This window comes from Shewanella sp. Scap07, from assembly GCF_013394145.1.
GTDB lineage: Bacteria > Pseudomonadota > Gammaproteobacteria > Enterobacterales > Shewanellaceae > Shewanella > Shewanella waksmanii.
This window is the reverse complement of the sequence record NZ_CP041329.1, coordinates 4,743,526-4,769,341: the sequence shown is the minus strand read 5'-3', so window position 1 is coordinate 4,769,341 and position 25,816 is coordinate 4,743,526. Positions and strand designations below refer to the sequence as shown.

Annotated in this window: 23 protein-coding genes; 15 read left to right on the top strand and 8 right to left on the bottom strand. The window is 46.0% G+C overall.

Translation table 11 applies throughout. The features are described 5' to 3' along the window. The first annotated feature begins 4 nt into the window (after nt 1–4). Together FLM48_RS21025 and FLM48_RS21020 are read left to right on the top strand one after the other, a co-directional pair. The gene (locus FLM48_RS21025; protein ID WP_028773573.1) at nt 5–1,459 is read left to right on the top strand and encodes a DUF4145 domain-containing protein; all 1,455 of its coding nucleotides are present in this window, start codon (nt 5–7) and stop codon (nt 1,457–1,459) included. Nucleotides 1,460–1,547: 88 nt separating this feature from the next. Beyond that, entirely contained in the window at nt 1,548–2,825 is a 1,278-nt protein-coding gene (locus tag FLM48_RS21020) for a hypothetical protein (protein ID WP_256870991.1), read from the top strand. Here FLM48_RS21020 and FLM48_RS21015 read toward each other — a convergent pair. Continuing rightward, the gene (locus FLM48_RS21015) at nt 2,815–3,144 is read right to left on the bottom strand and encodes a hypothetical protein (RefSeq protein WP_179026015.1); all 330 of its coding nucleotides are present in this window, start codon (nt 3,142–3,144) and stop codon (nt 2,815–2,817) included. The genes FLM48_RS21020 and FLM48_RS21015 overlap by 11 nt on opposite strands. A gap of 159 nt (nt 3,145–3,303) precedes the next feature. Then, nucleotides 3,304–4,278: a LysR substrate-binding domain-containing protein gene (locus FLM48_RS21010; RefSeq protein WP_179026014.1), complete on the bottom strand. Its 975-nt coding sequence runs from the start codon at nt 4,276–4,278 to the stop codon at nt 3,304–3,306. Between the two features lie 141 nt (nt 4,279–4,419). Between FLM48_RS21010 and FLM48_RS21005 the strand changes: the two genes are divergently transcribed. Continuing rightward, nucleotides 4,420–5,622, top strand: coding sequence for a multidrug effflux MFS transporter (locus FLM48_RS21005; protein WP_028773577.1), 1,203 nt, complete (start codon nt 4,420–4,422; stop codon nt 5,620–5,622). 118 nt (nt 5,623–5,740) lie between these two features. Here FLM48_RS21005 and FLM48_RS21000 read toward each other — a convergent pair whose 3' ends face one another. After that, nucleotides 5,741–6,718: a putative porin gene (locus FLM48_RS21000; RefSeq protein WP_179026013.1), complete on the bottom strand. Its 978-nt coding sequence runs from the start codon at nt 6,716–6,718 to the stop codon at nt 5,741–5,743. 204 nt (nt 6,719–6,922) lie between these two features. Here FLM48_RS21000 and FLM48_RS20995 point away from each other — a divergent pair, with 204 nt between their 5' ends. Beyond that, nucleotides 6,923–7,534, top strand: a complete 612-nt coding sequence (locus FLM48_RS20995; protein WP_179026012.1) for a tRNA-uridine aminocarboxypropyltransferase — start codon at nt 6,923–6,925, stop codon at nt 7,532–7,534. 218 nt (nt 7,535–7,752) lie between these two features. On the opposite strand, the gene FLM48_RS20990 is transcribed toward FLM48_RS20995, so the two are convergent. Further along, on the bottom strand, nt 7,753–9,858 hold the full coding sequence (locus FLM48_RS20990; RefSeq protein ID WP_179026011.1) for an EAL domain-containing protein: 2,106 nt from the start codon (nt 9,856–9,858) through the stop codon (nt 7,753–7,755). Nucleotides 9,859–10,186: 328 nt separating this feature from the next. Here FLM48_RS20990 and FLM48_RS20985 point away from each other — a divergent pair, with 328 nt between their 5' ends. From FLM48_RS20985 to FLM48_RS20975, 3 genes are read left to right on the top strand one after another with little or no spacing between them, the layout of a single operon-like run. After that, the gene (locus FLM48_RS20985; protein WP_179026010.1) at nt 10,187–11,743 is read left to right on the top strand and encodes an EAL domain-containing protein; all 1,557 of its coding nucleotides are present in this window, start codon (nt 10,187–10,189) and stop codon (nt 11,741–11,743) included. Next, nucleotides 11,736–12,071 carry a hypothetical protein gene (locus FLM48_RS20980; protein ID WP_028773581.1) on the top strand — a complete coding sequence of 112 codons (336 nt, stop codon included), beginning with the start codon at nt 11,736–11,738 and terminating at the stop codon, nt 12,069–12,071. Before FLM48_RS20985 ends, FLM48_RS20980 begins: the two co-directional genes overlap by 8 nt. A gap of 44 nt (nt 12,072–12,115) precedes the next feature. Beyond that, nucleotides 12,116–12,754, top strand: a complete 639-nt coding sequence (locus FLM48_RS20975) for a class I SAM-dependent methyltransferase (protein WP_179026009.1) — start codon at nt 12,116–12,118, stop codon at nt 12,752–12,754. Between the two features lie 57 nt (nt 12,755–12,811). On the opposite strand, the gene FLM48_RS20970 is transcribed toward FLM48_RS20975, so the two are convergent. After that, nucleotides 12,812–13,519, bottom strand: coding sequence for a PilZ domain-containing protein (locus FLM48_RS20970; RefSeq protein WP_028773583.1), 708 nt, complete (start codon nt 13,517–13,519; stop codon nt 12,812–12,814). 253 nt (nt 13,520–13,772) lie between these two features. On the opposite strand from FLM48_RS20970, the gene FLM48_RS20965 reads away from it, so the two are divergent. The 3 genes from FLM48_RS20965 (at nt 13,773) to FLM48_RS20955 (ending at nt 17,178) form a co-directional block, all read left to right on the top strand. Then, nucleotides 13,773–15,092 carry a M16 family metallopeptidase gene (locus FLM48_RS20965; RefSeq protein ID WP_372847489.1) on the top strand — a complete coding sequence of 440 codons (1,320 nt, stop codon included), beginning with the start codon at nt 13,773–13,775 and terminating at the stop codon, nt 15,090–15,092. After that, on the top strand, nt 15,089–16,534 hold the full coding sequence (locus FLM48_RS20960) for a pitrilysin family protein (RefSeq protein ID WP_179026007.1): 1,446 nt from the start codon (nt 15,089–15,091) through the stop codon (nt 16,532–16,534). The genes FLM48_RS20965 and FLM48_RS20960 overlap by 4 nt, the downstream gene beginning before the upstream one ends. Nucleotides 16,535–16,662: 128 nt before the next feature. After that, on the top strand, nt 16,663–17,178 hold the full coding sequence (locus FLM48_RS20955; RefSeq protein ID WP_028773586.1) for a hypothetical protein: 516 nt from the start codon (nt 16,663–16,665) through the stop codon (nt 17,176–17,178). Between the two features lie 42 nt (nt 17,179–17,220). Here the strand turns inward: FLM48_RS20955 and trmL are convergent, their stop codons facing one another. Beyond that, entirely contained in the window at nt 17,221–17,685 is a 465-nt protein-coding gene (gene trmL, locus FLM48_RS20950) for a tRNA (uridine(34)/cytosine(34)/5-carboxymethylaminomethyluridine(34)-2'-O)-methyltransferase TrmL (protein WP_179026006.1), read from the bottom strand. Between the two features lie 192 nt (nt 17,686–17,877). Between trmL and FLM48_RS20945 the strand changes: the two genes are divergently transcribed. Continuing rightward, nucleotides 17,878–18,858 carry an MDR family oxidoreductase gene (locus FLM48_RS20945; RefSeq protein ID WP_179026450.1) on the top strand — a complete coding sequence of 327 codons (981 nt, stop codon included), beginning with the start codon at nt 17,878–17,880 and terminating at the stop codon, nt 18,856–18,858. On the opposite strand, the gene FLM48_RS20940 is transcribed toward FLM48_RS20945, so the two are convergent. Beyond that, a complete protein-coding gene (locus tag FLM48_RS20940; RefSeq protein ID WP_179026005.1) occupies nt 18,848–19,786 on the bottom strand; it encodes a LysR family transcriptional regulator in 939 nt (312 codons plus the stop codon). The two genes, FLM48_RS20945 and FLM48_RS20940, sit on opposite strands and share 11 nt — an antisense overlap. Before the next feature lie 239 nt (nt 19,787–20,025). Here FLM48_RS20940 and FLM48_RS20935 point away from each other — a divergent pair, with 239 nt between their 5' ends. From FLM48_RS20935 to FLM48_RS20920, 4 genes are all read left to right on the top strand, one after another. Further along, nucleotides 20,026–21,546 (top strand): flavocytochrome c, encoded by a 1,521-nt coding sequence (locus FLM48_RS20935; protein WP_028773590.1) that lies wholly within the window; start codon nt 20,026–20,028, stop codon nt 21,544–21,546. Between the two features lie 27 nt (nt 21,547–21,573). Beyond that, on the top strand, nt 21,574–21,927 hold the full coding sequence (locus FLM48_RS20930) for a cytochrome c3 family protein (RefSeq protein ID WP_028773591.1): 354 nt from the start codon (nt 21,574–21,576) through the stop codon (nt 21,925–21,927). Between the two features lie 390 nt (nt 21,928–22,317). Beyond that, entirely contained in the window at nt 22,318–23,562 is a 1,245-nt protein-coding gene (locus FLM48_RS20925) for a hypothetical protein (RefSeq protein ID WP_179026004.1), read from the top strand. Nucleotides 23,563–23,684: 122 nt separating this feature from the next. Continuing rightward, entirely contained in the window at nt 23,685–24,794 is a 1,110-nt protein-coding gene (locus FLM48_RS20920; RefSeq protein WP_037471093.1) for a hypothetical protein, read from the top strand. A gap of 88 nt (nt 24,795–24,882) precedes the next feature. Here FLM48_RS20920 and FLM48_RS20915 read toward each other — a convergent pair whose 3' ends face one another. Beyond that, complete coding sequence (locus FLM48_RS20915) at nt 24,883–25,746, bottom strand: LysR family transcriptional regulator (protein ID WP_028773594.1); 864 nt, start codon at nt 25,744–25,746, stop codon at nt 24,883–24,885. Between the last annotated feature and the right edge of the window lie 70 nt (nt 25,747–25,816).

Genomic DNA, 25,816 nt, shown 5'->3' with positions numbered 1-25,816 from the left:
AAATATTGGAGCCATTAACGTGTTAACTGATATTGAATTCGTGACGCAGTTTTCAGCTGAACTAGGTGAAGATTACGCCATTGCCAAAAGCTACGTACGTGATGTACCGACCCATGCTTTACTGCATATTCGTAGCTTTACCCACAAGTTGACCGATGCGTTGGCGGCTAGCCGACAAATCATTTTTGATAGCCCTAACCTGTATGATCGTATTGAGCGACTCAATCAGCAGCGTGTTATCGATGTACGCGTCACTCGGGCGCTTCATCGCTTACGCGGGGACGGTAATCGCGGCGCCCATCCAGAAAAATATCACTTAACAGCAGAGCAGCTGCAAACATTGGGTGAACGCTCCATCGAACGCTTACTTAGTTTGGTGACGAGTCTTTATCCGGTGTTAAAACAGCAACCCACGCCTGAATATCATTTTGAAGCATTCGATTCATTTGCTGGCCGTGACCTGTGTTATCGCGCAGTGATGGAAGATGATGTACAGGCGCAGTACTTATTGGGCATGTCACTGAAAACACGTGCTTTGATGCAACGAGAACAAGAGCAAGCGTTAGAGCAAAATGCGCAAAACTCCCAGTCTGTTGACGTTAAAAGTGATGCGACCTTTGCCAAAGCCGCTTATTGGTTTGGTTTAGCCGCCGAACAGCATCATGATGCCATGCATGAACATGGCGTTAGCTTAATTCATGGCTATAGCGGTAGTGTTGACGTGGCTGCCGGTGAGCAAGCGATTGCCCAAGCGGCTAAGCTCGGGGTGGCCAATGCGATGGCGCTGTTGGGTTACTTCTACTTAGTGGGTGGCGAGACCATTCAAGCCAATAGCGGGGATGCATTGCATTACTTGCAAGCGGCAGCTGCTAAAGAGCAATCTGAGGCGATGGCGAATCTGGGCGTACTTTATTATCAACAAGGCAATATGCCACAAGCTCATCATTTCATTTCTAAAGCGGCTCAAGCTGGTTTTCCCCATGCCCAGTATCATCTAGCGTTAATGCTGGCCCGAGGTGAGGGCTGTACCGCGGATGCAATAGCCAGCGAGCAGTGGATGGCCGAAGCCGCTGAACAAGGTCAGCTAGATGCAATGCTGACTCGTGCACAGCATATGCTTAATGATGAAAATGCATTTGGCAATGACCTTTCACAAGCAGAGCAGTATTTGCGTGAAGTCGTGCGCTATGGCCATAGTGTCCCGGCGATGATTGAACTTAGCATTGCCTTAGCAGATGGTATTTTGGGGCGCATTGATGTAGTGGGTTCGGCGGCATTACTGAATATGGCTCGCAGCCGTGGCAATGAACAAGAGCAGCAGGTTATTGCGCCTTTATGGCAATCATTACAGCAGCAAATCAGCAGTGTGTTGGCGGTAACCGATGATACTCACGAGCGCCAAGCGTTAACACGTGCACAAGAGTTGCTTAATGATGATCATGACTTGGCTTCAACATGAGCATTTTCGTCGATAAACCCCTACTTATTGAATACAATATTCAAAAATAGTACATTGGCGCATGATTTTCCACTGTAAGGTGAGCTCAGTGCCTATTTCAAGCCCGATCCAAGTTCAATTCCCGGTTGCCGAACAGCGTGTTAACAGTATGCTCGATCAGCAGGCCGAGGCGTATGTGAAATTAGTCTTGGCGGTGGGGTGTCATCAAAGTGATTATGTCGACGCCTATTATGGTCCGCAATCATGGCGTACAGAGCAGCGCTTGCTGCCACTACCTTTACTGCTACAAAACGCAAAGGGCATCAACACTCAGTTTGCGGCTTTAGCGCAGCAAACCCTCAGCCAGACGCAGTCGCAGCGTTTGTCGTTCTTGCAGTTGCAACTCGACTCAGTCATTTTTTACATTGAACAGTTACAAGGCAAATCGGTTAGCTTTCGTCAGCAGTCGGCTGGCTTGTATGATGCGCTGGCTCCTGAGTATCAACTGAGTGATTTTGCGCTTAGTTTGTCGACGCTTGATCAGCTTTTGCCGGGCAATGGTGATTTAAGGCAGCGTTTTGAAGATTATCGTGCCCAATTTATTGTGCCCAGTCATGCAGTCGCCTGCGTATTTAACGCGTGCGTGCAAAAAGCGCGGCAACTGACCGGATTGCACATTACGCTCCCAACGGCTGAAAACTTTAAAATCGAATATGTGACAGACCAAATCTGGACGGCCTATAACTGGTATCAGGGCCAGTTCAATAGTGTGATTCAGCTAAATCAAGATCAGCCTTTGTATCTTGAGCGAGCCATGGAGCTAGCCAGCCACGAAGGTTATCCAGGCCATCACGTATTTAACGTGCTACAAGAGCAAAGCTTAGTACAGCAACAAGGCTGGGTAGAGTACGCGATTTACCCACTATTTAGCCCAATATCTTTTCTGTCTGAAGGCAGTGCCAATTATGCGCTTGCTATGATCATGACAGATGAGCAAAGACTAGCTTTTGAACGTGATGTGCTAATGCCAATGGCAGGTATTGAGGCGGATATTGCGCATTATCAGCAAGTGATGCAGGTCTATAAGCAGTTGGCGTATTTGGACAACTATGTATGCCAAAAGCTGACTGATGGCCACATTGATACCGATACCGCGGCTGCACTATTGGTCAAATATGGGTTGTACTCAGATTCGCGTGCCGCCCAGCGGGTACGCTTCTATCAAGCCAATCAAGCTTATGTGATCAATTATAACTTTGGCGAACACAGTGTGAAAAACTGGGTTGCGGCACAACAAGCCAAGGGCGCAACGGCTTGGCAAGCGTTTGAGACCCTACTTAGAGGGCCTCTGAGTGCTTCACAAATATTGGCAGGACTTAGCCGTTAGGATCGTGCTCAAACGTACGGCCTTGGTGAGGGCGTGGACTAAATGAAGTCTCGCGCTGGCCGAATCGTTGCGGTTGTGCAGGTTCAAAATCGCTTTGTTGTTGCTCAAACTGCTGTCGGTTAAATTTAGCTAGTTGGCGTTTCAAAAATACTCTGCCAAATAAACTTAACGCTATAAAACTGATCGCACCAACCAATAATACAAATGGCAGTGCGATTAAAACTAATGTCATCACTAATAAGCCGATCACAAATGCTAACCAGCCTCTGCCGCCAGAAAAACGCTGCAATGGACTTTGGTTGAATTGGCTATAAATCATTGGGTACTCCCTTGGTTACTTCGACTCAGTCTGCCTATTTACTAAACGAATTTCACGTTAAATCCGCTTAATCTTGATGCGCAAATGTAACTGAGTTTTTCATTGTTGCCATGGCAATGATAGCAGCTGGCGGATTAACCTAAGCTGAATCAGTACGAATTAAGGGGCATCATGGTTATCGCGAAATGCTTCGGCGACTTTCTGACAAATCGTTTGCCTTATCCATTTATGCCCTGGCTCATCGTTATTACGTTCATGCCATAACAGTACATAGGCCAGCGGCAGAAACTTAATTGGCAGTGGCAGCTCAACCAATGGGTAGAGCTTGCTTGCATGGCGGGCGAAACTCGATGGCAAGGTAAAGATCAGATCGCTATGGGCACAAATACTGGCAGCACCATAAAAGTCCGGTACCGTGGTACTGAGGCGTCGGCGGTGCCCTTGGGTGGCTAAGTGGTAGTCTAGCGCCCACCATTCGTTACCCTCACAACGCACTTGTACATGGCTCATTTCCAAATAAACCGCTAAATTCCACTGTCCTTGCTGCACCGTAGATAAGATGGGGTGGTCTTGACGGACGAGACAAACCTGATGGTCGGTAAACAAAGTTTGGTGGGCGATGCCTTCGGGTAATTGCTCAACGCGAAAATCTGACTGGGGATGCAGATCGCGACCGGCAATACCAAAATCGATTTGACCTTGTTGCAGCGCTGGCATCGACTGCTCCAACCAAAAATAGGTATCTAGGCGCAGGTTGGGGGCGTTGTTCAGCAGTGGGCCAATAAAATAAGGCATTAAGGTTTCATAGGCGCTTTCAACCATGGCAAAAGAGAATTGCCGCGTACTACTGGCTGGTATGAAACTCGGTGGCTGAGTTAGCTGATGCAAGCGCTGCAACATATCGGGTAATTGCTGACTGAGTTGCACCGCATGGGCTGTCGGTTTTAATCCATGAGCGGTACGAATAAATAAGGGATCGTCCAAGGTTTCTCTTAGTCGATTTAAGCTTTTACTTAGCGCAGATTGGCTTAGGTGGAGCCGATTGGCGGCCCGCGTCACGCTGTGTTCTTCAAGTAATACCTGCAAAATTACTAACAGGTTAAGATCGATACGGGCTAGGTTATCTAGGCTCATCAAGATATTCCTCAGGGGAAATTCAGTTCTGAAATTATACCATTTCTATTCATAACAATGTTTGGGTAATATCAACACTCAATAACGGATACACCAAGGCTCAACTGAGCACACTCACTGAGCTGTAATACTGAGAGAATCATGCGTCGAAATTTACTGCCAATACTGATGTCGATGGTGGTGTTAAGCCCACTTGCCATTGATATTTATCTACCCTCTATGCCCACAATGGCCGCCGAATTTTCGGTATCGGCCAGTGAAGTGCAGTCGACATTAGTATTGTTCCTATTTGCGATGGGTGTCGGGCAAATTCTGATTGGCCCGCTTGCTGATCGTTATGGTCGTCGACCTGTCGCTTTAGGTGGGGTGTTACTCTATATCGCCAGCAGTATATTAGCGGCAATTGCCATTGAGTTTCATTGGTTGCAAATTGCCAGAGTGCTGCAAGGTTTAGCGGCTTGTTCCACCTCTATTGTGGTGTTTAGTGCTGTGCGTGATTGTTTTACACCAAAAGAGGGCGCACGTTACTACAGTTATCTCAACGGGGTGATTTGTGTCATTCCAGCTTTAGCACCCACCCTTGGGGGCTTACTAGCACTGCAATTTGGTTGGCGATCTACTTTCGTATTTATGACGCTTTATGCGGTGGTCATTATGGTTTTGGTGGGTTACCGATTACCTGAAACTCGACCTAGCAATACCGTGACTACTGGCCCTCTATATCGTTGGGCCCGTTATCAGCCGGTATTGAAAGAACCGCATTTCTTATTCTATGCCTTTGCATGTATGGCCGGTATGGCGGCGATTTTAACCTATGTGTCTTATTCACCCGTGTGGTTAATCGATCGTCTCGGGGTATCTGAGCTGACCTTTAGTGGGCTTTTTGGACTTAATGCTCTGGTCAATATTGTGGCCTGCTTTGTGGCACCTATGGTGATAACACGCTTAGGCAACCGGCCAACGGTAATTGTGGCCTTGTCGGCAATGTTAGCATCGGCGGTGATTCAGGTTATTACCCAACAGGTTGGTCCGCAGCAAGGTCTAGCTGCTGCGTTTGCCTTTATGTTACCTATGATGCTGCTGTGTATAGGTTTTGCGTTATTGCTTGGCCCCGCAACTAGTATGGCGTTGTCAGCATTTGGTGAGCGGGCAGGTACAGCAACGGCAACGTTAGGCTTTATTCAGATGAGTGGTGCGTCATTGCTGACCGGATTAGTGCAGCAAACGGCAATTCCCGCCCCTTATGCTGTGGCATTGGTGATGGGCTGTTTAGCCAGCGCACTGTTATTAATGATGGCGATGCCAAAGTTTGATAGTTGGCACCAAGAGCAACATCACCACTAAATTGCACCGCAGTGACTCAAGTTGCTGCTCGCAATATCACTTAGTGATCTCTTACCCTATCACTCAGTGCTAACCCCAAACGCCACTGCTCACCACAGTGGCGTTTTTCTATGGTTATCTAAAAACGCCCTATTAGGCTCGCGCCTGCGGAAAAGCCCTCTAATGTGCCATCGTATCGGTCACCAAAAAACTGTTCTGCATGAAATTGAGCGGCTAGATGATCAGAAAATTGCCACCAGTAGGCGGTGTTGAGGCTAAGCTGATCAATAGTGTTACTACCGCTCTCATAATAGCCATTATTGCGGTCAGAACTCGACTCATAGCTGCGGTCTAACCACATGTAGCTTGCGCCCAATGACCACGAGGTATTAATGTACCAATCTACCGATGCCGAAACTGCATACACATCAGCCTGATATCGGGTTGTGGTAGGGCCGGACTGCTGATGACCTAATATAGTATGGTCGATGTCCTGTTTTTCACCAACGAGATTAAAATCAATACCGGCGGTAGTCTCGAATCGGAAAAAATGTTGATATTCAACCCCAAAACGATCGACGCTCCTTTCTTCACTGCTAGGTTGGTTATCGATAAGCGTTCGTGAATCATCCTGTGATTCGTTGCTATAAAACACTGTAATTGATGCGTTATCGTTAAGGTAATATCCTAAAGATAAACCATATTCATCACTGTCTTGGGAAAAGGCGTTATTCAGTTGTGCAGGTTTAGATTGTTGATAACGTCCACCGACAAACCAGCCGTTATCGAACACATACGTTGCATCTACACCGTAGAAGTCGCTATCGGCTTTTGCACCGCCTGATAACGAGTCTTGTTGAGCGGTATAGAACGCACCAAATTGACTACTTTGAGCTAAAAAACCATTGAGTGCATAGGGGCCATTGGCAACATCGACCTCATCGAGGTAGTAACGATAATTGACTTGCCATAGATCACTGCCTGACAAATAACTGTCTATGTTATCATTGTTGATATAACTCAGATCAGCTTGATGATTAAACTGGCCAGTGTTGGCAAGTACCAACGAGGGTACAGCGAGCATGGCAATGATTGGGTACTTCGCAGGTTTGCGCATATTACATCCTTGTTATTGTTGATCTATTTAGCGACAGCTTAATGATGCGACTAAATAGTGACGGCGTTATGTTAGCTAAGCGCAATAAAGCCAGCTAACTTTATCTTCAACTAGTGCATTAAATTAGCATTTAACAGGCTGATACATATAGATATTAATTGAATCAAACTGTATCAATATCTCGTAATCAATCATTGGGAAGTCATGTCTAGAAACTGCTGTGATGCTTGCTCATTTCCGCTTAATGCATGTATATGTGATGCCATTCGCCCGCTCAATCATCAGCAAGAACTGATTGTGATGCAGCATCCTAGTGAAGTGGGTCATGCCAAAAACAGTGTGCGGCTGATGCAGTTGGTACTGAGCAACTTAAAAGTGTTTGTGGGTGAGCAAAGTGCAGATTTTGTCGCGTTACAACACTACTTAAACCAGTGCGGTAAACCGGTGTTTTTGATTTACCCCAGTGATGACAGCAAAGAGATAGGGCAAGCTGCAGTGCCGAGCAATGCAGTATTTATTCTACTTGATGGTACCTGGCGTAAGGCCTACAAATTATTGCAACTGAACCCCTGGTTGAGCCAGTATCGGGCATTGCATTTTGATTTAGCGTCAGCGTCTAACTACACCATTCGTAAATCCAGTCGCAGTGATAGTCTATCCACGTTAGAGGCAGCTGCGATGACGTTAAAACAGCTGGACAATAATCTCGATGTGACACCGCTCACCGACGCTTTGGCAGCAATGGTTAATAGGCGTTTAGCGGCAATGCCTGCAGAGGTGCGTCAACGTTACCGCAAATCAACTGACACAGAATGATAAATCTAGGTCACTGGCTTTACTGCAATTTTGTGACATATATCAGGGCTTGCTGAACAAATCTTCGCTCAGATCACGATATTTCAATAAGGATTCAGGTCTAATGCCTGTTGTCGCCCAATGGGGGATTGGGGGTTGTGTCATCGCGTTGTCCATGCAGGGAGGCAACGCTTTAGGGGAAACCCAGGTGGCACAGCTTCCCGCTAATCAAATTGATATTAGTCGTCAAAATTGTCACTGGTAAATTGCTCTGCTGCACTCGGGTGACCAAAGAAATACCCTTGTGCAAAGCCTTTCCCCATGCGCGCCAGTAGCTCTTTTTGTTGTCGAGTTTCAACCCCTTCTACCACAAAGCTAATATCTAACGCCTGTGCCAATTGAATCATCGCCTGGCATAACTCCTTACCCTGTGGCTCACTGAGGCGCTGGGCGAAACCTGCATCAATTTTTAAGCTATCAATGGGTAGCGAGCCTAGCTTGCTCAGTGATGATAACCCAGCACCAAAGTCATCAATCGCAATATTAATGCCCAGACCTTTTAGCTTGATAAGCGTGGCCTTGATAAGCTCAGGTTGTCTTAATAGTGCCGATTCGGTGATCTCGAGCACTAACCCATCGGCTGGCAAATTACTGCGTTCCAGTGCGGTGGTGACATGCTCAAGAAAATCGGGGTGCGCGAGTTGCGTTGGAGAGATATTCACGCAGGCTTTAAGGTCGGTGTCATGGCTGGCACGCCACTTTGCGATTTGGCTGCAAGCTTGATTTAGCACCCATTGGCCTAAGGTGATCAGTAGCCCGGCTTCTTCTAGCAGTGGGACAAATTCAACCGCTGGGACAATTTGGCCATCAGGTTTTTGCCAGCGCAGTAGCGCTTCGGCGCCAATAACACTGTTGCATTCAAGATTGACGATCACCTGATAAGCTAATTGAAATTGGTTCAGACTATGGGCATGGCGCAGCTCACTAAGCATGTTGAGTTTCTTTTCGGCATCTTCATGCATACTGGCACTGTAGAACAGCAAATGATTGGGGCTTTTTTTCGCGCAATACATGGCTGTATCGGCAAAGCTTAGTAGTTGTGATGCTTGGTCACTGTGCTCTGGGAACATGGCGATGCCAACACTGGTGCCGAGATAGAATTTTTGGCCGTCAATTTCAAAAGGTGCATCAAATACTTGCATGACCTGCCGTGAAACCTCTTCAACTTCATTTCTATCAACACAGCCTTGCAGGACTAAGGTAAATTCATCACCTCCAAGCCGCGCGATGTCGGCCTTTTCTATGCAGCAGGCCTCAAGCCGTGCCGAGACTAGCTGCAACACTTTATCGCCAGTAGCATGACCAAAGCAGTCATTGATGTTTTTAAAGCCGTTGAGATCCATAAACATCAGTGCGCCAACTAAATGCGGCTGTTGCTTACTGTCCACTAAAGCTTGATTAAGAATCTCTTTGAGCTGATGACGGTTGGGAAGGCCGGTCAATGTGTCAAATAGCGCCTGCTCTGTTAGTCGGTCTTCGAGTTTTTTCTTGGAACTAATATCACTAAAAAGCGTAATAAAATAAGCGGTTTGCTCTGTATGGATTTTACGACAACTTTTCCACGCCGGAAAATGTGTCGCATCTGAGCGCTGCATTTCGACTTCACCTTGCCAGTTGCCTCGCTCCTCGAGAGTACCAAGGTAACTTTTATCGACAACATCATTGGTACGGCTGCTGTCGATAAAGTCTTGGCTTCTACCGAGTAATTGATCTGCACTATAGCCACAAATACGGCACATGGCTTTGTTGACGGCAATAATTTTATGCTGACTATCCGTGATATATACCGCTTCAGCGCTGTCTTCTAATGCAATTGAAAGCAGCTGTTTGGGCAGGCTCTCAAAGCCATTTCGACTGCTTTTTCTGGTTCGACTACGGCGGTTAACTGGGGTGAGCTCGGCAATTAACACCGCTTGCTCATTGAGTGAGGCTGGATACAGAGTGACCTTTGTCGGCAGTTCAGCCCCTTGCTGGCTCATATGTAACCAATCGAATGATTTAATACTGCCGCGGGCGGCTTCTTGCATCACGTGCTGGGCGAACTCGATGCTGTTGCGACCCGATGATTGAATGCGTGGCGAGAAGTCGTAGGGAGTCGCATTGATGAAGTTTTCAGCCTGACTTTCAAAATACGCTAAGGTTTGCGCGGTGGCATGAATAAAATGAAAGTCCTTAATAACCGCCAGCATAGGCAATGATGACGCTGATTGCCACGCAATAATATGGCGTTCAGTATCAGCGTGACTGGAGCGCAATTGGCTTAATGTGTCAGACCATAGGTCCATGGGTGAAACTCCCTTATCACCATCCTGCAACAGCTAGGGCGGCATCCCTTTAATACACGTTGACGGTTTATAGCTTATTGTTATTGGTCTAAAAATAACCTTTATTGCCTGATTACTCAAACTTGTTAGCCAAATATTGCGCCTGTTAAGAATAATTCGCTAATTAATTAATACCTTTAGACCAATTTGCCGCTAGAATGGCACTAATTAGCCAATTGTTCTTGGGGGAGACAAGTATGCACATAATCAATGGACTGGGTAGACCCTGCCGAAATTGTGCTGCGCTATGATGTCATCGCGGCGGAGGCGTTTCACTCTGAGGGTATTGTTGACCTTAGTCTTTGCACTCTTTGCACTCAGTAGTGCTTATTTTTATAGTGCTTGGTCGTTGCGCAGTGAGTCGCTGACCGATGCGCGCAAATTACTTCATTTTGTTGATAATAAACTGCGCATTGCCGAGCACAGTTTGGCTGAACTCAATGCCTTAGACTTCAAGCAGTGTGATGTCCAAGGTCGTGAGGCGCTTGAATCATTTATCTTTAATCACTTAGGCTCAGGTTTGTTCCTTATTCGCGATGTTGACGCGCCGCCGTGGACCTATTGCTCTGTAGTGGGCAATTTAGTTATTGAAGATAAAGATCGTGATCCTTCTCGCTACTTGTTTCTTGATGGGCAGGCGCAGAAAAAGCCGCTGGCGGTAATAGGTCATTATTGGCAGGGGCAGAAACGTCGCGATCTATTTATCGGTTTGGTCGGTGATGATCGCGTCAATGCCGTGCGTGTGGCACTGGGTGAAACTGCCTTTTACACCGACAATCGCAATCCGCAGCAAAAAATGGTGTCACTCAATCTGACTAATCATGTTGAAGTGCTCAAATTTGGGCAGCTGCCTGAGACGGTGGCGATGACGGTAGAAGCGTCGAGTAGCAGCTATCCACTTTATGCCACGACTTATATTAGCCAAACCGATTTACTGGCAAAGTTTAAACATAGCTTGCTGATCACCGCTCCGCTTTCAGCCATGCTGGTTTTGTTAATTTACTATTTACTGCGACTGTTACATACATTAAGAAATTCATTGAGTTATCAGTTGCAAGTTGCTGCCGAACAAGGTGATTTCATCGCTTACTATCAACCCATCGTTGATGCGCAGACCGGTAGGGTTGTTGCGGCTGAAGCACTATTACGTTGGCGTAAGAGCGATGGCAGTATTGAGCCACCAGGGTATTTTATTCAAACGTTGGAAGAGAGCGACCTGATTAATGAGGTCACCCTGCAGATATTGCGCCGTATGCCTACCGATTTAGCGCCAATTTTAGCGCAGTCAAAGTCGTTTCGTTGCAGTATCAATTTGGTACCTAAGCACGTGGAGTTGCCCGACTTTTCCGATGAACTGACGCGATTAGCGGCGCAAGGTTTCCCAACAATGCAGTTAGCAGTTGAAATAACTGAGCGTTTGCCGTTACACGATTTAGTGAGTGCCAATAAACATTTAAAGGCGATGCGAGATTTAGGCGTATGTGTTGAGCTTGATGATGCGGGCACCGGATATGGTGGCTCGTCATATTTACAAGAGCTCAGTATCGATGTGATGAAAATTGATAAGCTATTTGTGGATACTTTGCTATATTCGCCGCAGAAAACCCAAGTATTAGATGCCAATATTCAACTGGCCAATATGTTAAAGTTGCAAGTCATTGCTGAAGGGGTCGAAACCGCCGCGCAATCAGCAGATCTGTTGAGTAAAGGGGTGCGTTTGCAGCAAGGTTACTTCTTTGCTAAACCGCTGAGTGCCGCAGATTTTGTTGACTATTGGCAGGCCTCTACCAAGGAGACCGTGGATGATAACGCGCAGTTTTTGTCAAAGGGAGCGACAAATGAGTAACTTAAGCCGTATAACGTGGACAGTGGCTTTGCTGGTGGTGAGCGTGGGTAGCTGGGCTAATTCGGCCAAAGAAAAGCCCTACATAAAAGCGCAGGATATTGCAGCAAAAACTGAGCAGCAACAGTTACTCAAAGCTCAAGAAGCAGCCAAGCAGACGCAAGATCGAGAAAAGCAGGTGCTTGAGCGCCAAGCATCTGGTGATTGGGAGGCTGAGCAAAAGGCTAAAGCCAATGCACAGTTCAATCAGCGTGAAAGTCGTGAACAGCGATACTTACGCGAAGCCAAAGAAGCAGCCGCAAAAGATCGTAAAATCCCCAAGCCAAACTAAGTCATGATAAATTTAGGCCTTTGTTGCCGATTTTTGGAGTTTTTTTGAAGTATTGTCCCCTATGTGACAGCCAACAACTGGATAATTTTCATCAAGATAAGTTTCGCCGCTATGTACGTTGTCGCCAGTGTGATTTGGTTAGCGTACCCGATGATTATCTGCTTTCGGCCGAGCAGGAAAAAGCCATTTATGATCAACATCAAAATGATGCCGCAGACCTCGGCTATCGACGCTTTTTAAGCCGAGCTTGGCAGCCGCTATTGGCCTACATAGATGGCAGTATGCAAGGGTTGGATTTTGGTTGTGGCCCGGGGCCAACGATTAGCGAAATGGCAAAAGAGCAGGGCATCAATATGAGCAATTATGACCTGTACTACTTTAATGAGCCGCAGTTGCTCACGCGCCGTTATGATTTTATCACCATGACCGAGGTGATTGAGCATGTTGCTGATGCCAAGCAGTTAATCGCACAACTGGATAGCGTGATGGCGAGTGGCTCGGTTATTGCGATTATGACCAAACGGGCTAAAGATGAAGCGGCATTTGCCGGCTGGCACTATAAAAATGATTTGACCCACATTCGTTTCTATAGTGATAACACCTTTAAGTGGTTGGCAGAAAAACGGGGCTGGCGGCTTGAGTTTGCTGATAAAGACGTGGTGTTAATGTTTAAACCTAGCTAAGTATCGATTAAACTCACCGTATTCACAATAAATAGGCCGCTAAGCGGCCTATTTTAGTTATTGCATCAGATGGCTAAGAATTACCTTTTGGACAAACTGTTCTGCATCTTCGCTGGATTCTGCGATACAAAATCCATATTGGCATAGCCCAGCTTGTTCAATGGGCTGAATATTTTTGATTTGAATTGGCACGTATAAGGTTTCCATTGCGTGCTCAATGTTGACCTGTAATTGATATTCATCGTCTGCAGAAGCTTCAGCAATAGCTTCCCCAAGGTAGGCGCCACCTTTAATCGAAATATCTTCTAAATGGCCGCGTGATAGTGGTTTTACGCTGACATTGTCACCGGTAACGTCAGTATTGCTGCTAGTGGAATAAATTGCTGCTTCAACGCGGATCGGGATACGCGAATGCTGACGCAGGGCGACACTTTGCAGTTGTTTGGGGTAATCGATAATGAGCCATTGCCCCGCGCTATTAAGTAACTTCAATATCTTACTGCGAAACGCAACGATGTTGGCCTCGGGGTCTTCCGCATTGATGATGCGCACCACTACGCCCTGACCATGAGTGATGAACTCAGATGCCAGTTGCCATTGGCGGTCTTTACCTAATGCTAATATCACTGCTTTGCCACTGTCGACGCCGATTAAGCGGGTTTTAAGCCGAATGGCCTGCGTGGGGGTTAACACCTGTAGGTTGACCTCGGTGTTGCAGCTAATACTGTCTAAGTGAGCATGGTCGTTATCACTGGGGCTAGCCACTGACGATTCTCCTTAATATGTCAATGCGATGGGCGCTGTTAGCCGTTTAAATCTCTTGGCTTGACGCTTAATAGTAGCGAATAAACGTATTAAGTTACAAATAACTAGCGTTGAATAATGTTCGGCGCTTGATCTTAGTGGCCAGATAGCTTTTGATAGTGAAGTTTTGATTGGCGCGGGATAGTGCTAATCAGTTAAGTTGCAAGTTCAAATGACTTTGCTCATCCAAAAGGGGCGACACATGAAGTGTAAAATGATGGCGGTCTGTCTGTCGATTGCGATGCTATTAGTATCGCTGACAACCAAGGCCACACAAGTTGAAGATATTAAGAGCTTTACGCTCGACAATGGCATGAAGATTATGGTGATAGAAGATGCTTCTATTCCTAATGCTAACATGTACTTATTTTGGAAAGTGGGTTCACGTAATGAAGTCCCCGGGATTACCGGAATTTCTCATTTTTTCGAGCATATGATGTTTAATGGCTCAAAAAAGTATGGACCTAAGATGTTTGACCGCACTATGGAAGCGGCGGGTGGAGCAAATAATGCTTACACCACCGAAAACCTCACGGTTTATACCAATTGGTTTCCCGCCAATGCCATTGAAACTATTTTTGATTTAGAAGCTGACCGTATCGCCGATCTTGATATCGATCCGGGTATGGTGGAAAGCGAGCGTGGCGTGGTGGCCTCAGAGCGAACAACCGGGCTAGAGAACTCTAACTGGCGTACCTTGCAAGAAGAGGTCAAAGGCGCTGCTTTTCGTGCCCATCCTTATAGCTGGTCAGTGATTGGTCATGAGTCAGATATTGCTGCTTGGACCTTAGACGATCTGGTGCAATACCACAAAACCTATTATGCCCCTAACAACGCAGTAGTCGTTATTGCGGGTGATGTGAAATTAGCACAAGTTAAAAAACTCGCTAATCAATATTTTGCGCCTATTCCTGCCCAGGCCCCACCAAGAGAAGTGAAAACCGTGGAGCCGTTGCAAAAAGGTGAGCGCCGCGTGTTTGTGCATAAAGCTTCGGTAAGTACGCCAAATGTCATGTTGGCCTACCACGTACCAGCGACATCAAATGCCGACTATTATGCGTTGGATTTATTGTCATCCATTCTTACTGAAGGCAATAGCTCTCGCCTATATCAATCTTTGGTGGAAAAGCAGGTTGCGTTGAATGTAGAAACCTACATGCCAATGAGTTTTGACCCTAACCTGTTTTATATTATGGGCGTAGCCAATCCTGGCATTACCGCCGTTGAACTCGAGAAAGGTCTGATTGCCGAAATCAATCGTATCGCCACAGAAGGGGTGAGCCAGCACGAGTTAGATAAAGTGAAGAACATTAAACTAATGGATTTTTACCGGGCGATGGAAACCATTAATGGTAAGGCTAATACGTTGGGGACCTATGAGCTGTACTTTGGCAGCTATGCTCAGCTATTTAACGCGCCAGAGCAATATAACAAGGTCACCGTTGCCGATGTACAACGGGTAGCTCAAACCTATTTACGCCGCTCAAACCGCACTGTTGGTGTACTGGCTGCAACCGAGGAGACGGACCAATGATATTTGCCAAATTAACCTCAGCGCCATTATCCAAGCTCGCGCAAGTTATCAGCTTAGGCGCTGCATTAACTTTAGGTGGTTGCGCTGCCACTCAAACCAGTGATGTGGTCGATACCGGTAGCTTTGCCGTACCAAGTTATGAGACCTATCAGCTTGAAAACGGCTTAACTGTGTACTTAATGCCGCAACGAGAAGTGCCTCTGATCACTGTCAATGCGGTTGTGCGCGCCGGTGCTGTTAAAGACACCACATCCGGCGTTGCTGCCATGACCGCTCAAGCACTATTGCTCGGCGCCAATGGTAAAACCAAAACCGATATCGAACAGACAGTTGATTTCCTTGGGGCATCCATTGATGCCGATGCCGGTAAAGAAGGTAGCTATATCGTCAGTGACTTTATGGCCAAAGATCTCGATGTGATGTTGCCGTTAGTGCGTGATGTCCTTACCGCTCCAGAGTTTAATGCGGCGGAGTTTGAAAAATTACGTCAGCGTCAAATTGCTGGGCTATCGCAAGCGAAGGAAAGTCCACGTCGAGTGATTTCACGTTACTTTGATAAACTGGTGTTTGGCGAGCATCCTTATGGTAATGCCGTCTCTGGTGATAGTGTTGCGCTGCAATCGTTAACTATTTCGCAATTGCGTGCATTCCATCAAAGCTACTATCAACCAAGCAACAGTGCGCTTTCGATAGTGGGTGATTTTGATGTCGCAGCGATGAAGCGCCAACTGCAGTCACTTTTCGGCCAGTGGCAAAACACTGAACAGTTGCAAGCGCCCGCGTTGGATACCGGTTTAGCCCCGTTAACTGCAAGCCGCGTATTATTAGTCAACAAAGATGATGCGATTGAAACCACATTTATGATTGGTGGTAAGGGTATTGCTCGCAGCAATCCCGATTATGTTGGTCTACAAGTCGTCAACACTATCTTAGGTGGACGATTCACTTCTTGGCTAAATGATGAGCTCAGGGTTAATGCGGGTCTCACCTATGGGGCACGTTCTGGATTTCGCGCTTATTCTCAAGCCGGTGTGTTTCAAATCAGTACCTTTACTAAAAGCGAAACCACAAAAGAGGCAATGGACTTAGCGCTGAAAACCTATGCAAGGTTGTGGGAAAAAGGCATCGATGAAGCCACATTGGCTTCAGCCAAAGCTTACGTTAAAGGGCAATTTCCACCTAAGTTTGAAACCAGTGCCCAATTGGCTGGCTTGTTGGCCGATATGTACCTGTATGGTTTTGACGATCAATTTATCAATAACTTCCAAGCGCAGGTGGATGGCTTGACTATCGCCGAAAGTCAGCGTCTAGTGGCGGATTACTTTCCGCAGCAAAACCTGCAGTACGTGCTGATAGGCAACGCTGCAAAAATTGCCGATGTTGCTAAGCAATATGGGGAAGTGCAGCAAGTTGAAATTAAAGATGTCGGCTTTGGTAAGTAATTGCTGTTAGTCGATTTACTGATGTGAAAAGGCGCTCTTATCGAGCGCCTTTTTTATGCTAGCCATTTTGCTAGGTCAGCGCTAGGATAATAATTAACCTCAGTTACCGCCTGACAAGAGCTGCATCTATGCCCAACCTACTTGTTGCTATCTTACTGAACATTGGCATGCTGGTTTCCTTTAGCGCGACCGCTAGCCAGCGGGTTGAGCTGGCTTCATTATGTCAAGCACTAGAGGGATATTGGGTAGGTGACTCTGCGCAGCCGCAAGGCGAGGTGGTGGCGAGTTCGGTCAAGGGGTTGTGTAGCGCCGATGGTCAACAGTTGATGCTCTATGTTAGTGCCAAGCATCCCAGCGCTGCCACAGAAGCTTGGTGGTTTCGCCAGCAAGGCGATGAGGTGCTATTAACCTTTTATGCCGGTGAAGATGAAGATAAACAACAGCGCTTTACCCTGTATCAACAAGCGACTAGCTATACCTTGCTAGGTGAAGGCCAGCGTCTGTCTCGTCCGGCGCTGATTCAGCTTAGGTTTGATAGGCAAGCCCAAGGGTGGCTATGGCGTCAAAGTGTCATGTACCTCGATGACGATAGCGATCAGTACCAACTCTTCCGTGGCATCAGCTTGCAACAGGCCAAGCCTTAACCTCAAAAAAGTTAAGGCCATAGCGCGAGGTTGATGTTAAGCCTACAAGGCGCCGCGATAGTCGATTTGTCGCCATGCCTCATAGCTGATAATCGCCACTGCGTTAGATAGATTTAACGACCGGCTGCTTTGCGCCATTGGGATGCGAATACGCTGATCTAATGGCAGTGACTCGATAATATCAGCGGGTAACCCTCGGGTTTCTGGGCCAAAGAGCAGCACGTCATCTTGGGCAAATTTCAATTCAGAATGTGGCCGACTGCCTTTTGTCGTACAGGCCATAATTCGTTTGCCTTGCATGGCCTGCAGAAAGCTGGCGAAATCTTTATGGCGAGTCACTCGGGTCAGGTCGCTATAATCTAATCCCGCTCGGCGCAACTTCTTTTCTTCTAAATCAAACCCTAAAGGTTCGATTAAGTGCAGCTGACAACCATTGTTAGCGCAAAGGCGAATAATATTACCGGTATTGGGAGCTATCTCTGGCTCGTAAAGGGCGATATGAAACATATGAGTCTTTTGCTAAAAGTGAATGTTGGCATTATACCTAAATCTACTGGTGATGGGCGATTCAATCTTGGACGCTAATGAGAGCAGTGATAACTGTTGCATTGTGCACATGTTCAACATGCAAACAATGCATTTCAATCATAATCAAATTTAGATTATGCTGCTTGAGTTAGTTAATCATAGGAGCCAATGATGTTTGATGCATTAATTTTAACCCAAGAAGATAAACAAACTATTGCCAACGTAGGGCAGCTGAGCACAGAGCAACTGCCAGCTGGTGATGTCTTGGTTGAAGTGAGCTATTCATCATTAAACTATAAAGATGGATTGGCGGTGACCGGTTTGGGCAAAATCATTCGTCAGTTCCCCATGGTGCCAGGTATCGACTTTGCCGGTGTGGTTAAATCTTCCGCTGATCCACGTTATCAACCCGGTGACAGTGTCATTCTTACTGGTTGGGGGGTGGGTGAAAACCACTGGGGTGGTATGGCGCAGCAAGCCAGAGTGAAAGCCGACTGGTTAGTGCCTATGCCTGCTGGTTGTGATGCTAAAAAAGCCATGGCGATTGGCACTGCAGGTCTAACAGCCATGTTATGTGTACAGGCGCTGCAGCAAGCCGGCATCAAGCCCGAAGATGGTGAGATATTGGTCACCGGTGCTAGCGGCGGGGTGGGCAGTGTGGCGGTAACCCTGTTAGCCAAGTTAGGCTATAAAGTGGTGGCTAGCTCAGGTCGAGTTGCCGAAAACGGCGATTGGCTTAAGCAGCTGGGTGCCAATGCAGTTATTGATCGCAGCGAACTAGCTATCGATGCACGGCCATTAGAAAAGCAGCGCTGGGCTGGCGTAGTTGATACTGTGGGTGACAAAGTGCTCGCTACCGCCTTAGCACAGATGAATTACGGTGGCGCAGCTGCTATTTGTGGTTTAGCTGGTGGCTTTGGTTTACCCACCACGGTGATGCCATTCATTCTACGTGGGGTAAATTTGCTAGGAGTCGACTCCGTATCTTGTCCATTTGCTAAACGCCAAGCTGCGTGGCAGCGTGTGGTTGAATTGCTGCCAGAAGTCTACTATGACCAAGCGAGTACCACCATTGAACTGTCACAGGTGCCTGAGTTCGCGCAAAAGATTGTTAAAGGCGCAGTGACAGGCCGAGTCTTGGTTAAGCTGTAGTTTCCGCCGCGGTATTATTTAATAGTTTGGTAATTGCAGTGGTTAAGGTGTGCCGTAACCACTGCTGTCCTTTATCTAATTGTCCACGGGAATGCCAAAATAAGCTGTAGTTCAATGGTGCAATAGCAAAGGGTAGCGGCTTGGTCACTAATTGATGCTGCTCAGCAGCAAGTTGCGCCATCCCTTGGGGCAAGGTGATAATGACCGGTTGCAGTTCAATCAAGTTCAGTGCGCCGCCTAAATACGGGGTGCGCAGTAACTCTTTTCTTGGTGGGTAAGCCTCAATAGCCCCGTCGACAATGGCTTTTACGCCATCACTAATGGCAGTGGTCACATGGGGGTAATGTAAGTAATCACTTAGACTCATGCAGGCATTTGCCAATGGATGATCGGTTGCCACTAAACAACTGACACCCACTAGGCCCAATGGATGGTGGTGCAGGTTATCAGTCGGGCCGATTGCCCGGCAAATGGCGACATCGACATCTTGTACACTCAACTGTGATAACAAAGTTTGGTGCTGCACCGGCACAATCTCGATGCTGATATTGGGTGCTTGACGATAGATGTCTGCCAATACAAATGGTAATAAGGCTTGAATGGCAAAGTCCGTCGCCGCAATGGTGAACTTTTGCTGGCATTGCTGTGGCACAAAAGCTTGTGGTGTGAGCACTTCAATAATTTCACCAAGTGGGTTTTGTAACTGTTGATAACAATCTAGGGCAAATTGTGTCGGTACCAGTTGTTGGCCTACCCGTGAAAATAATGGGTCGTTGAGCATCACCCGCAAGCGACTGAGAATTCTGCTGGTGGCTGATTGACTTAAATGAAGCCGTTTTGCAGTTTGCGTTACACTGCGCTCTTCTACTAAAATTTGCAATGCAATCAAAAGACTAATGTCTTGCCTGTAAACTTCTTCAAGTTCCATATTGCTAATCCACTCTGTTTATCGTCAAGCCTATTGTTAGGCTTATTGCATCAGATATCAATTTGGAATGGCTTCCAAATTGTTAGCCATTGACCATTTCTGCAGAAATTATAACCGCGAACATATTTCTAACATTTACCGCAACAAGGGACAGCACAATTGTGCCTTTATTCCCATTTTGGAACCGATTCCAGCTCTATGATGACAGCGTCAATTAAAACTAAAAAGGGTGATGACAGATGAGCAATGTAGATCTGCTTGGACGCCGTAATTTCATTAAAGGTATGGGAGCTGCAGCAGGTGTTGCTATGGCCGCACCAGCAATGGCAGTTTCAGAGAAAGCTGACGGTGTAACATGGGACAAAGAAGTTGAAGTCTTAATTATTGGTTCAGGGTTTGCGGGATTAGCCGCGGCAATCGAAGCGACTCGAAAAGGCGCAAAAGATGTGCACATTTTCGAGAAGATGTCTTATTTCGGTGGTAACTCAGCGATTAACGGTGGCTTGTTTGCTGCGCCGGGTACGCCTATGCAGAAAAAAGAAGGCGTTAAGGACAGTGTTGATCGTATGGTTGCGGATCAACTTGCCGCGGGTCGCGGTATTGCCGATGAAGCGTTATTACGCCATGTGGCGGAGCATGCTGTTGAAGCGTTAGAAATGACCTTTGATGCCGGCAGTGAGTATCACCCTTATCTGCAACAATTAGGCGGTCACTCGGTTGCACGGACTTATCAAACCACGGTGAGTTGTGGCGCTGGGATTACCCAGCCATTGCTAAAAATGTGTCGTAAGTTAGGCGTTAACACACACAACCGTAGCAAGTTTGAAGGCTTCCTTGTTGGCGAAAAAGGTGAAGTGGTTGGGGTTAAAATGCGCCAAAACTATCACTTCGGTGAAGACCAGCCAGGTGAAGTACTTAAAATAAAAGCCAAGCGTGGCGTGATTATGGCGACCGGTGGGTTTGCACAAAATGTTGACTTACGTATGGCACAAGACCCGACTCTAACATCTGAAGTGGGTTGTACCAATGCGCCAGGGGCGACCGGTGAAGGCATGTATGAAATGTTCCGTTTAGGGGCGATTCCTGTGCATTTAGCGCATATTCAGTCAGGTCCATGGGCATCACCAGATGAAGGTGGTTTTGGCTATGTGTCTAACTACTCTATCTATAATTTCCCGCATTCAATGGCGATTAACCGCTTAACGGGTAAACGCTTTATGGATGAAATTGCCGACCGTAAAACCCGTGCTGATGCCGAGTTAGCGTGTCGCGATGAGCAAGGTAATGCATTACCTCCAATTTTGATCACTAGCTACAAAGATTCGAAAAAACACCCAAATACTAAGAAGGTTATCAAGTATAACGTGGGCTGGAAGTTCGATAGCGTCGAGGAACTAGCTAAACACTTTGATGTGCCACTTAAGCCACTAAAAGCGCAAATTGAAGAGTACAACAGCTATGTGAAATCTGGTGAAGATAAACAGTTTGGCAAAAATATGACTAAAGCCGCTGGCAAGTACATTGAAGCGCCCTTTACTGTGGTTCGCCTATGGCCAAAAGTGCACTACTGCCAAGGCGGTGTACAGATCAACACTAAGGCCGAAGTAAAAGATAGCTTCACAGGTCAGTCAATCGCTGGGCTCTATGCAGCGGGTGAGGTTTGCGGTGGTATCCATGGTGTGAGTCGTTTAGGTAGTTGCTCTATTCCTGAGTGCATGGTGATGGGTATGACAGCCGCTCGCTCAATGATGAAGGCTTAACTGGACCAATAATAAGAGGAATCAATAATGAAAACACTGAATATTGTACTCGCACTGGTCCTGACCGGTTTAGTGAGCCTATCAGCCCAAGCGGTAGAAATTCGCGACCACCACAAAGATGTTATTGGCAAAGACTGTAAAGCTTGTCACGACAACGGTATCAAGCAGTTCCCTTCTGATCAGGCTTGCTTGCAGTGTCACGATGTTGATGAGTTAGCCAAACAAACGGCACGTAGTGAAGAAGACAAGTGGCAAAATCCACATAATAACTTGCACTATGGCAAAGAGCTGCCTTGCCAAGAGTGTCACGGTGAGCATGAATCTAAGCAGCCGATGTGCAGCAACTGTCATACATTTAAGTTTGATAAACATAAAGAGTAAATAGAACTCAAATACCTTCACTCATCTCTATATTTCCTTGCATCTAAAAGCCGCCCGTTTGGGCGGCTTTTTTTCGTTGTAAATATAACTAAATAGCCGCCGGTTAATTTTAATTTTTTTGTGTGGTTATTTTTACTTTTTATATTTTGATAGGAAATTATTTTGTTGGTGGTTATGTTTTATTTTATCTTTCAATTTGCCAGCTTTTATCTAAATTAATATCTGGTTTATTAACGTTTTGACCTATAAATGTTTTTATTATGTAAGTGTGACTGGGTTAACAATGTTAATTGGTTACTTTGCTTTGGTTAAATTTTTGGAATTGATTCCAATATTACTATTGATGTCGAAAAGGGGTGTTGATTAATTAATAAATATAAGTGGTGATGTATGAAGTTTAATATTTTGTTTGGTTCTTTATTACTATCAAGCGGTGCAGTGGCTGCTGATATTCCTGATTATCTTGACGTCAATGATATTGATAGTGCGCAGTTTGTTTGTTTGGGTGAGTCGCCTAGTTATTCTCAAAAAGATCAAAAGTACATAGACATACTTTGGCAGGAAACGCTGAGCTATTTGCAAGCTTATGCAACGGCATTGACTAATGACAGTGCCGGTGATTGCCTCAACTCTGATACGGCGATGTTTGATACTACCAATGGTGGTCAGAAAATGTGTGTGATGGATCGTCGTGATATGAAGTTAATGGTGAAAAATATTCATCAAGTACTCAACAATCCGGATGAAGCAAAACGGTGTTTTGGCGTCAGAGAGGATGTGAATTGGATTTACAACCCAGGTGGTGAACTTACTAAAAATTCTCCTGTTGCACAGCACTTTAAACGCACAACCTTTAAAGAGTTTTTTGACACTAAAGTCACTAACAAAGACGTTAAAAAACTAGGTCATTCATTCACCAAAAACTTCTACAAAATGGTGACTGGCGATGAAGTTAAAATGCCAGCGGTTTTCCCCTATGACATTAGCGCCAAATCTCTTCCTAATTTATGGGCGGCGGCCGGTTGGTTCCCTATGTATGCCGAAGAGAGCAAACGCAATGACAAAAATTTCAATAATATCCGCGGTGGTTATGCCTATGCTGAAATTTTTGGCCATTGGGGGTTATTGCGAATTGATACCATTAATGGAGAGAAAGTCGGTGCTGAAGTGGGTATGACAGTACAGTCAGTTAATACTCTGTATCCATTCCACAATCATGCCATTTCAGAAATGTACTACAACATGCGTGAGCCCGCTTGTGCCAATCAATTCCAAACTATGGCAATTCGCGAAGATTCGCCATTGGTTAATACCGTAAAAGAGACCGACAGCATGCGTCGAGTTCAGTTTGACGAAGGTCAGCATAACTCGCAAACCATGTGGTTATCAGGTAGTGCCAATCAAGATGCGCTGTTGTACTTCCACCAAAACACCATCCATGGTTTTGACATCGATGGTAGCTGTGAAGCTAAGCCAGAAGAGCGCGCTATTGTCTCTGTATGGGCGCGCAGTAATGCCCATGATACCCGCAATGATTACGGTACTACGTTGTTGTGTGAATCAGCTAAAAATCCCGGCACCCCAGCCAAACGCGGCGAAATAATTCAGTGTGATTTAACGAAGTTGAAATGGTAGTTGCCAATAGGTATTGGTGGTGGGCGCTCCCCCTGCCACCAACGCCAAGGAACGGGATCTATCAATTTTAGTTCGGTCTTTTAATAAATATTCTAACGCTTAATAATTAATTAGAGGTTTTGATGAGTAAACGTAATTTTGCCATGTCTATGGTGGCATTGGTGGTGGGTATTAATAGTGTGTCAGCATTTGCTGATGATTCGGTGGTTAGTGGTTCTCTACGCGCTAATTATAGTTATAAAGAATATTCTGATGCATCTAAAGATAAAGGTGGTGATTTAGATTTCAATATGCTTGGCATTAAAATTAACCATAGTTGGGATGATTTTGGTGTGGCGGCAGAATATCGTTTTTATGATGGCTATGATCATTTAAAATATGGCTACGCATTTTGGAATTATAGTGATGAGATCACGTTTGATATCGGGGCAATTAGTAAACCATTTGGTAATAAAAATTATGCATCACACAACTGGTGGTACAGCCTTAATTACTATTTAGGTTTTGAAGATGATTTTGGGCTGGGTTTAGGAATGGCCTATGAGAATGGGGCGTCGACCACCGAGTTGGCGTTTATCAAAAATGCCGTTTATGGCGGAACCGACCATCGCGATTTTGCAGGGACTGTTGCAAAGGGCACGATTGGCGACACGACCTATAACAATGAACAGACCAATATGTTGGCGGGTCGTCAAAGCTTCACTTTCAATAGTGGTGAACTGACCACCGTTGTTGGTGCTTCAGTCGAATATGGCCAGTTGTACAATGATGAATTTGGTGAAAACGGCGATATGTTCAACTATGCACTGCATGTTGATATGAACTACGCAGGTTGGGGGTTGCAGGCGCAGTATTTGGCGTTTGATTTTGATCAGTATGATGATGGCCAAATTGATCCAAACAAAATCGGTATGGGCATGCTAGGTGGCTTTTATGAAGTGGCGAGCAAAGGCAATATTTATACGGCCAACTTATCTAAAACTATTGCGACTAGCTGGGGCAGTTATACCTTATATAATGACTTTAGCATGGTGCAGCCTGAGGTGGACGAGTTTGATGACTCAATACTAAACACGACAGGTGTCTCGGTAGGTTATGGACAATTCTTTGTCTATGTTGACCTGTATAGCGCTAAAAATGTCTTGTGGTTAGGAGGAAACAACTTAGGTCTAACGCAAGCAAATGACGACTGGAATTATCGTTTCAACATCAACATGCAATATTACTTCTAATGGTTAGCCATTGACGTAATCAACAACAAAACGCCAACCGATAAGGTTGGCGTTTTTGTAGGTAGGTGTAACCAAACCACAGCTTGTGCTAAGGGACTTCAGCTAATTCCAGTACGTTTGCCTTTATCAATGAAATCAGCTGCATGGTAGCATCTGTTTGGGTCTCAGGGTTGAGATAAAGTGACTCATTAAATGTCGGCAAACAGGGTAGGCCATGCTCCATAGGGTCGAGGATTTCCATCGCGTCTGTGATGCGAAACTCTGCGATAGGTGCTACGACTAAGTCGTTTTCAACCGCCATGCACAAAGCCTGCGGCGATGGGGTCGACAGTAATACATTGATGGGTCGCATAGAAATCTGATGGTTAGCAAAAACTTGCGCGCGGATCGGGCAGTTTTCAGGGTATAGCGCCATCGGGATGGTATCACGAGTATGGGCCAGACCATTTTTTGCCGAGACCCAATGGAATTTGCGCTCAAACAATAGCTCTCCGTGGGCTGGCGGTTGCCAGTGAGTTGCCACTATCAGATCAAACTCACCTTGTTGTAGGCGCTTGTATAAGTTGCCACTGACATCGGTATCGATCACCAGTTCAATACAAGTAAATTCACGAATGAACTCCAATAAACAGCTACTTAAATAGCGTTTGATGTAGTCAGTGGGAACACCTAGGCGAATCACTTCTCGATTTTGACAATCTTTGATGTCATCAAGCGCTTGAGAACTCAATTGCATCATTTTATAAGCGTAGTTGAGTAGTGTTGTACCTGATTCGGTCAACTGCACGCCTTTGTTGTCTCGAACCAGTAGGGTTTGGCCCACAGATTCTTCCAATTTCTTGATTTGCAAACTCAATGCTGATTGGGTGCGACACACTTGTTCAGCGGCTTTAGAGAGGTTGCCGCATTCTGCCACAGCGATGAAACTTTCAAGTAGTTCTATCTTTAACATAGTGCTATTGAGTTTATTGATAGTGGTATCAGTATTACTCAATATGGGGTAGTCGCAAAGCTTGCTATAT

Bases quoted from the DNA above. Each gene is read 5' to 3' on its own strand.
- FLM48_RS21015 (WP_179026015.1), bottom strand. From the start codon at position 3,144: ATGATTTATAGCCAATTCAACCAAAGTCCATTGCAGCGTTTTTCTGGC.
- FLM48_RS21010 (WP_179026014.1), bottom strand. From the start codon at position 4,278: ATGAGCCTAGATAACCTAGCCCGTATCGATCTTAACCTGTTAGTAATT.
- FLM48_RS21005 (WP_028773577.1), top strand. From the start codon at position 4,420: ATGCGTCGAAATTTACTGCCAATACTGATGTCGATGGTGGTGTTAAGC.
- FLM48_RS21000 (WP_179026013.1), bottom strand. From the start codon at position 6,718: ATGCGCAAACCTGCGAAGTACCCAATCATTGCCATGCTCGCTGTACCC.
- FLM48_RS20995 (WP_179026012.1), top strand. From the start codon at position 6,923: ATGTCTAGAAACTGCTGTGATGCTTGCTCATTTCCGCTTAATGCATGT.
- FLM48_RS20990 (WP_179026011.1), bottom strand. From the start codon at position 9,858: ATGGACCTATGGTCTGACACATTAAGCCAATTGCGCTCCAGTCACGCT.
- FLM48_RS20980 (WP_028773581.1), top strand. From the start codon at position 11,736: ATGAGTAACTTAAGCCGTATAACGTGGACAGTGGCTTTGCTGGTGGTG.
- FLM48_RS20965 (WP_372847489.1), top strand. From the start codon at position 13,773: ATGATGGCGGTCTGTCTGTCGATTGCGATGCTATTAGTATCGCTGACA.
- FLM48_RS20960 (WP_179026007.1), top strand. From the start codon at position 15,089: ATGATATTTGCCAAATTAACCTCAGCGCCATTATCCAAGCTCGCGCAA.
- FLM48_RS20955 (WP_028773586.1), top strand. From the start codon at position 16,663: ATGCCCAACCTACTTGTTGCTATCTTACTGAACATTGGCATGCTGGTT.
- trmL (WP_179026006.1), bottom strand. From the start codon at position 17,685: ATGTTTCATATCGCCCTTTACGAGCCAGAGATAGCTCCCAATACCGGT.
- FLM48_RS20945 (WP_179026450.1), top strand. From the start codon at position 17,878: ATGTTTGATGCATTAATTTTAACCCAAGAAGATAAACAAACTATTGCC.
- FLM48_RS20940 (WP_179026005.1), bottom strand. From the start codon at position 19,786: ATGGAACTTGAAGAAGTTTACAGGCAAGACATTAGTCTTTTGATTGCA.
- FLM48_RS20935 (WP_028773590.1), top strand. From the start codon at position 20,026: ATGAGCAATGTAGATCTGCTTGGACGCCGTAATTTCATTAAAGGTATG.
- FLM48_RS20930 (WP_028773591.1), top strand. From the start codon at position 21,574: ATGAAAACACTGAATATTGTACTCGCACTGGTCCTGACCGGTTTAGTG.
- FLM48_RS20925 (WP_179026004.1), top strand. From the start codon at position 22,318: ATGAAGTTTAATATTTTGTTTGGTTCTTTATTACTATCAAGCGGTGCA.
- FLM48_RS20920 (WP_037471093.1), top strand. From the start codon at position 23,685: ATGAGTAAACGTAATTTTGCCATGTCTATGGTGGCATTGGTGGTGGGT.
- FLM48_RS20915 (WP_028773594.1), bottom strand. From the start codon at position 25,746: ATGTTAAAGATAGAACTACTTGAAAGTTTCATCGCTGTGGCAGAATGC.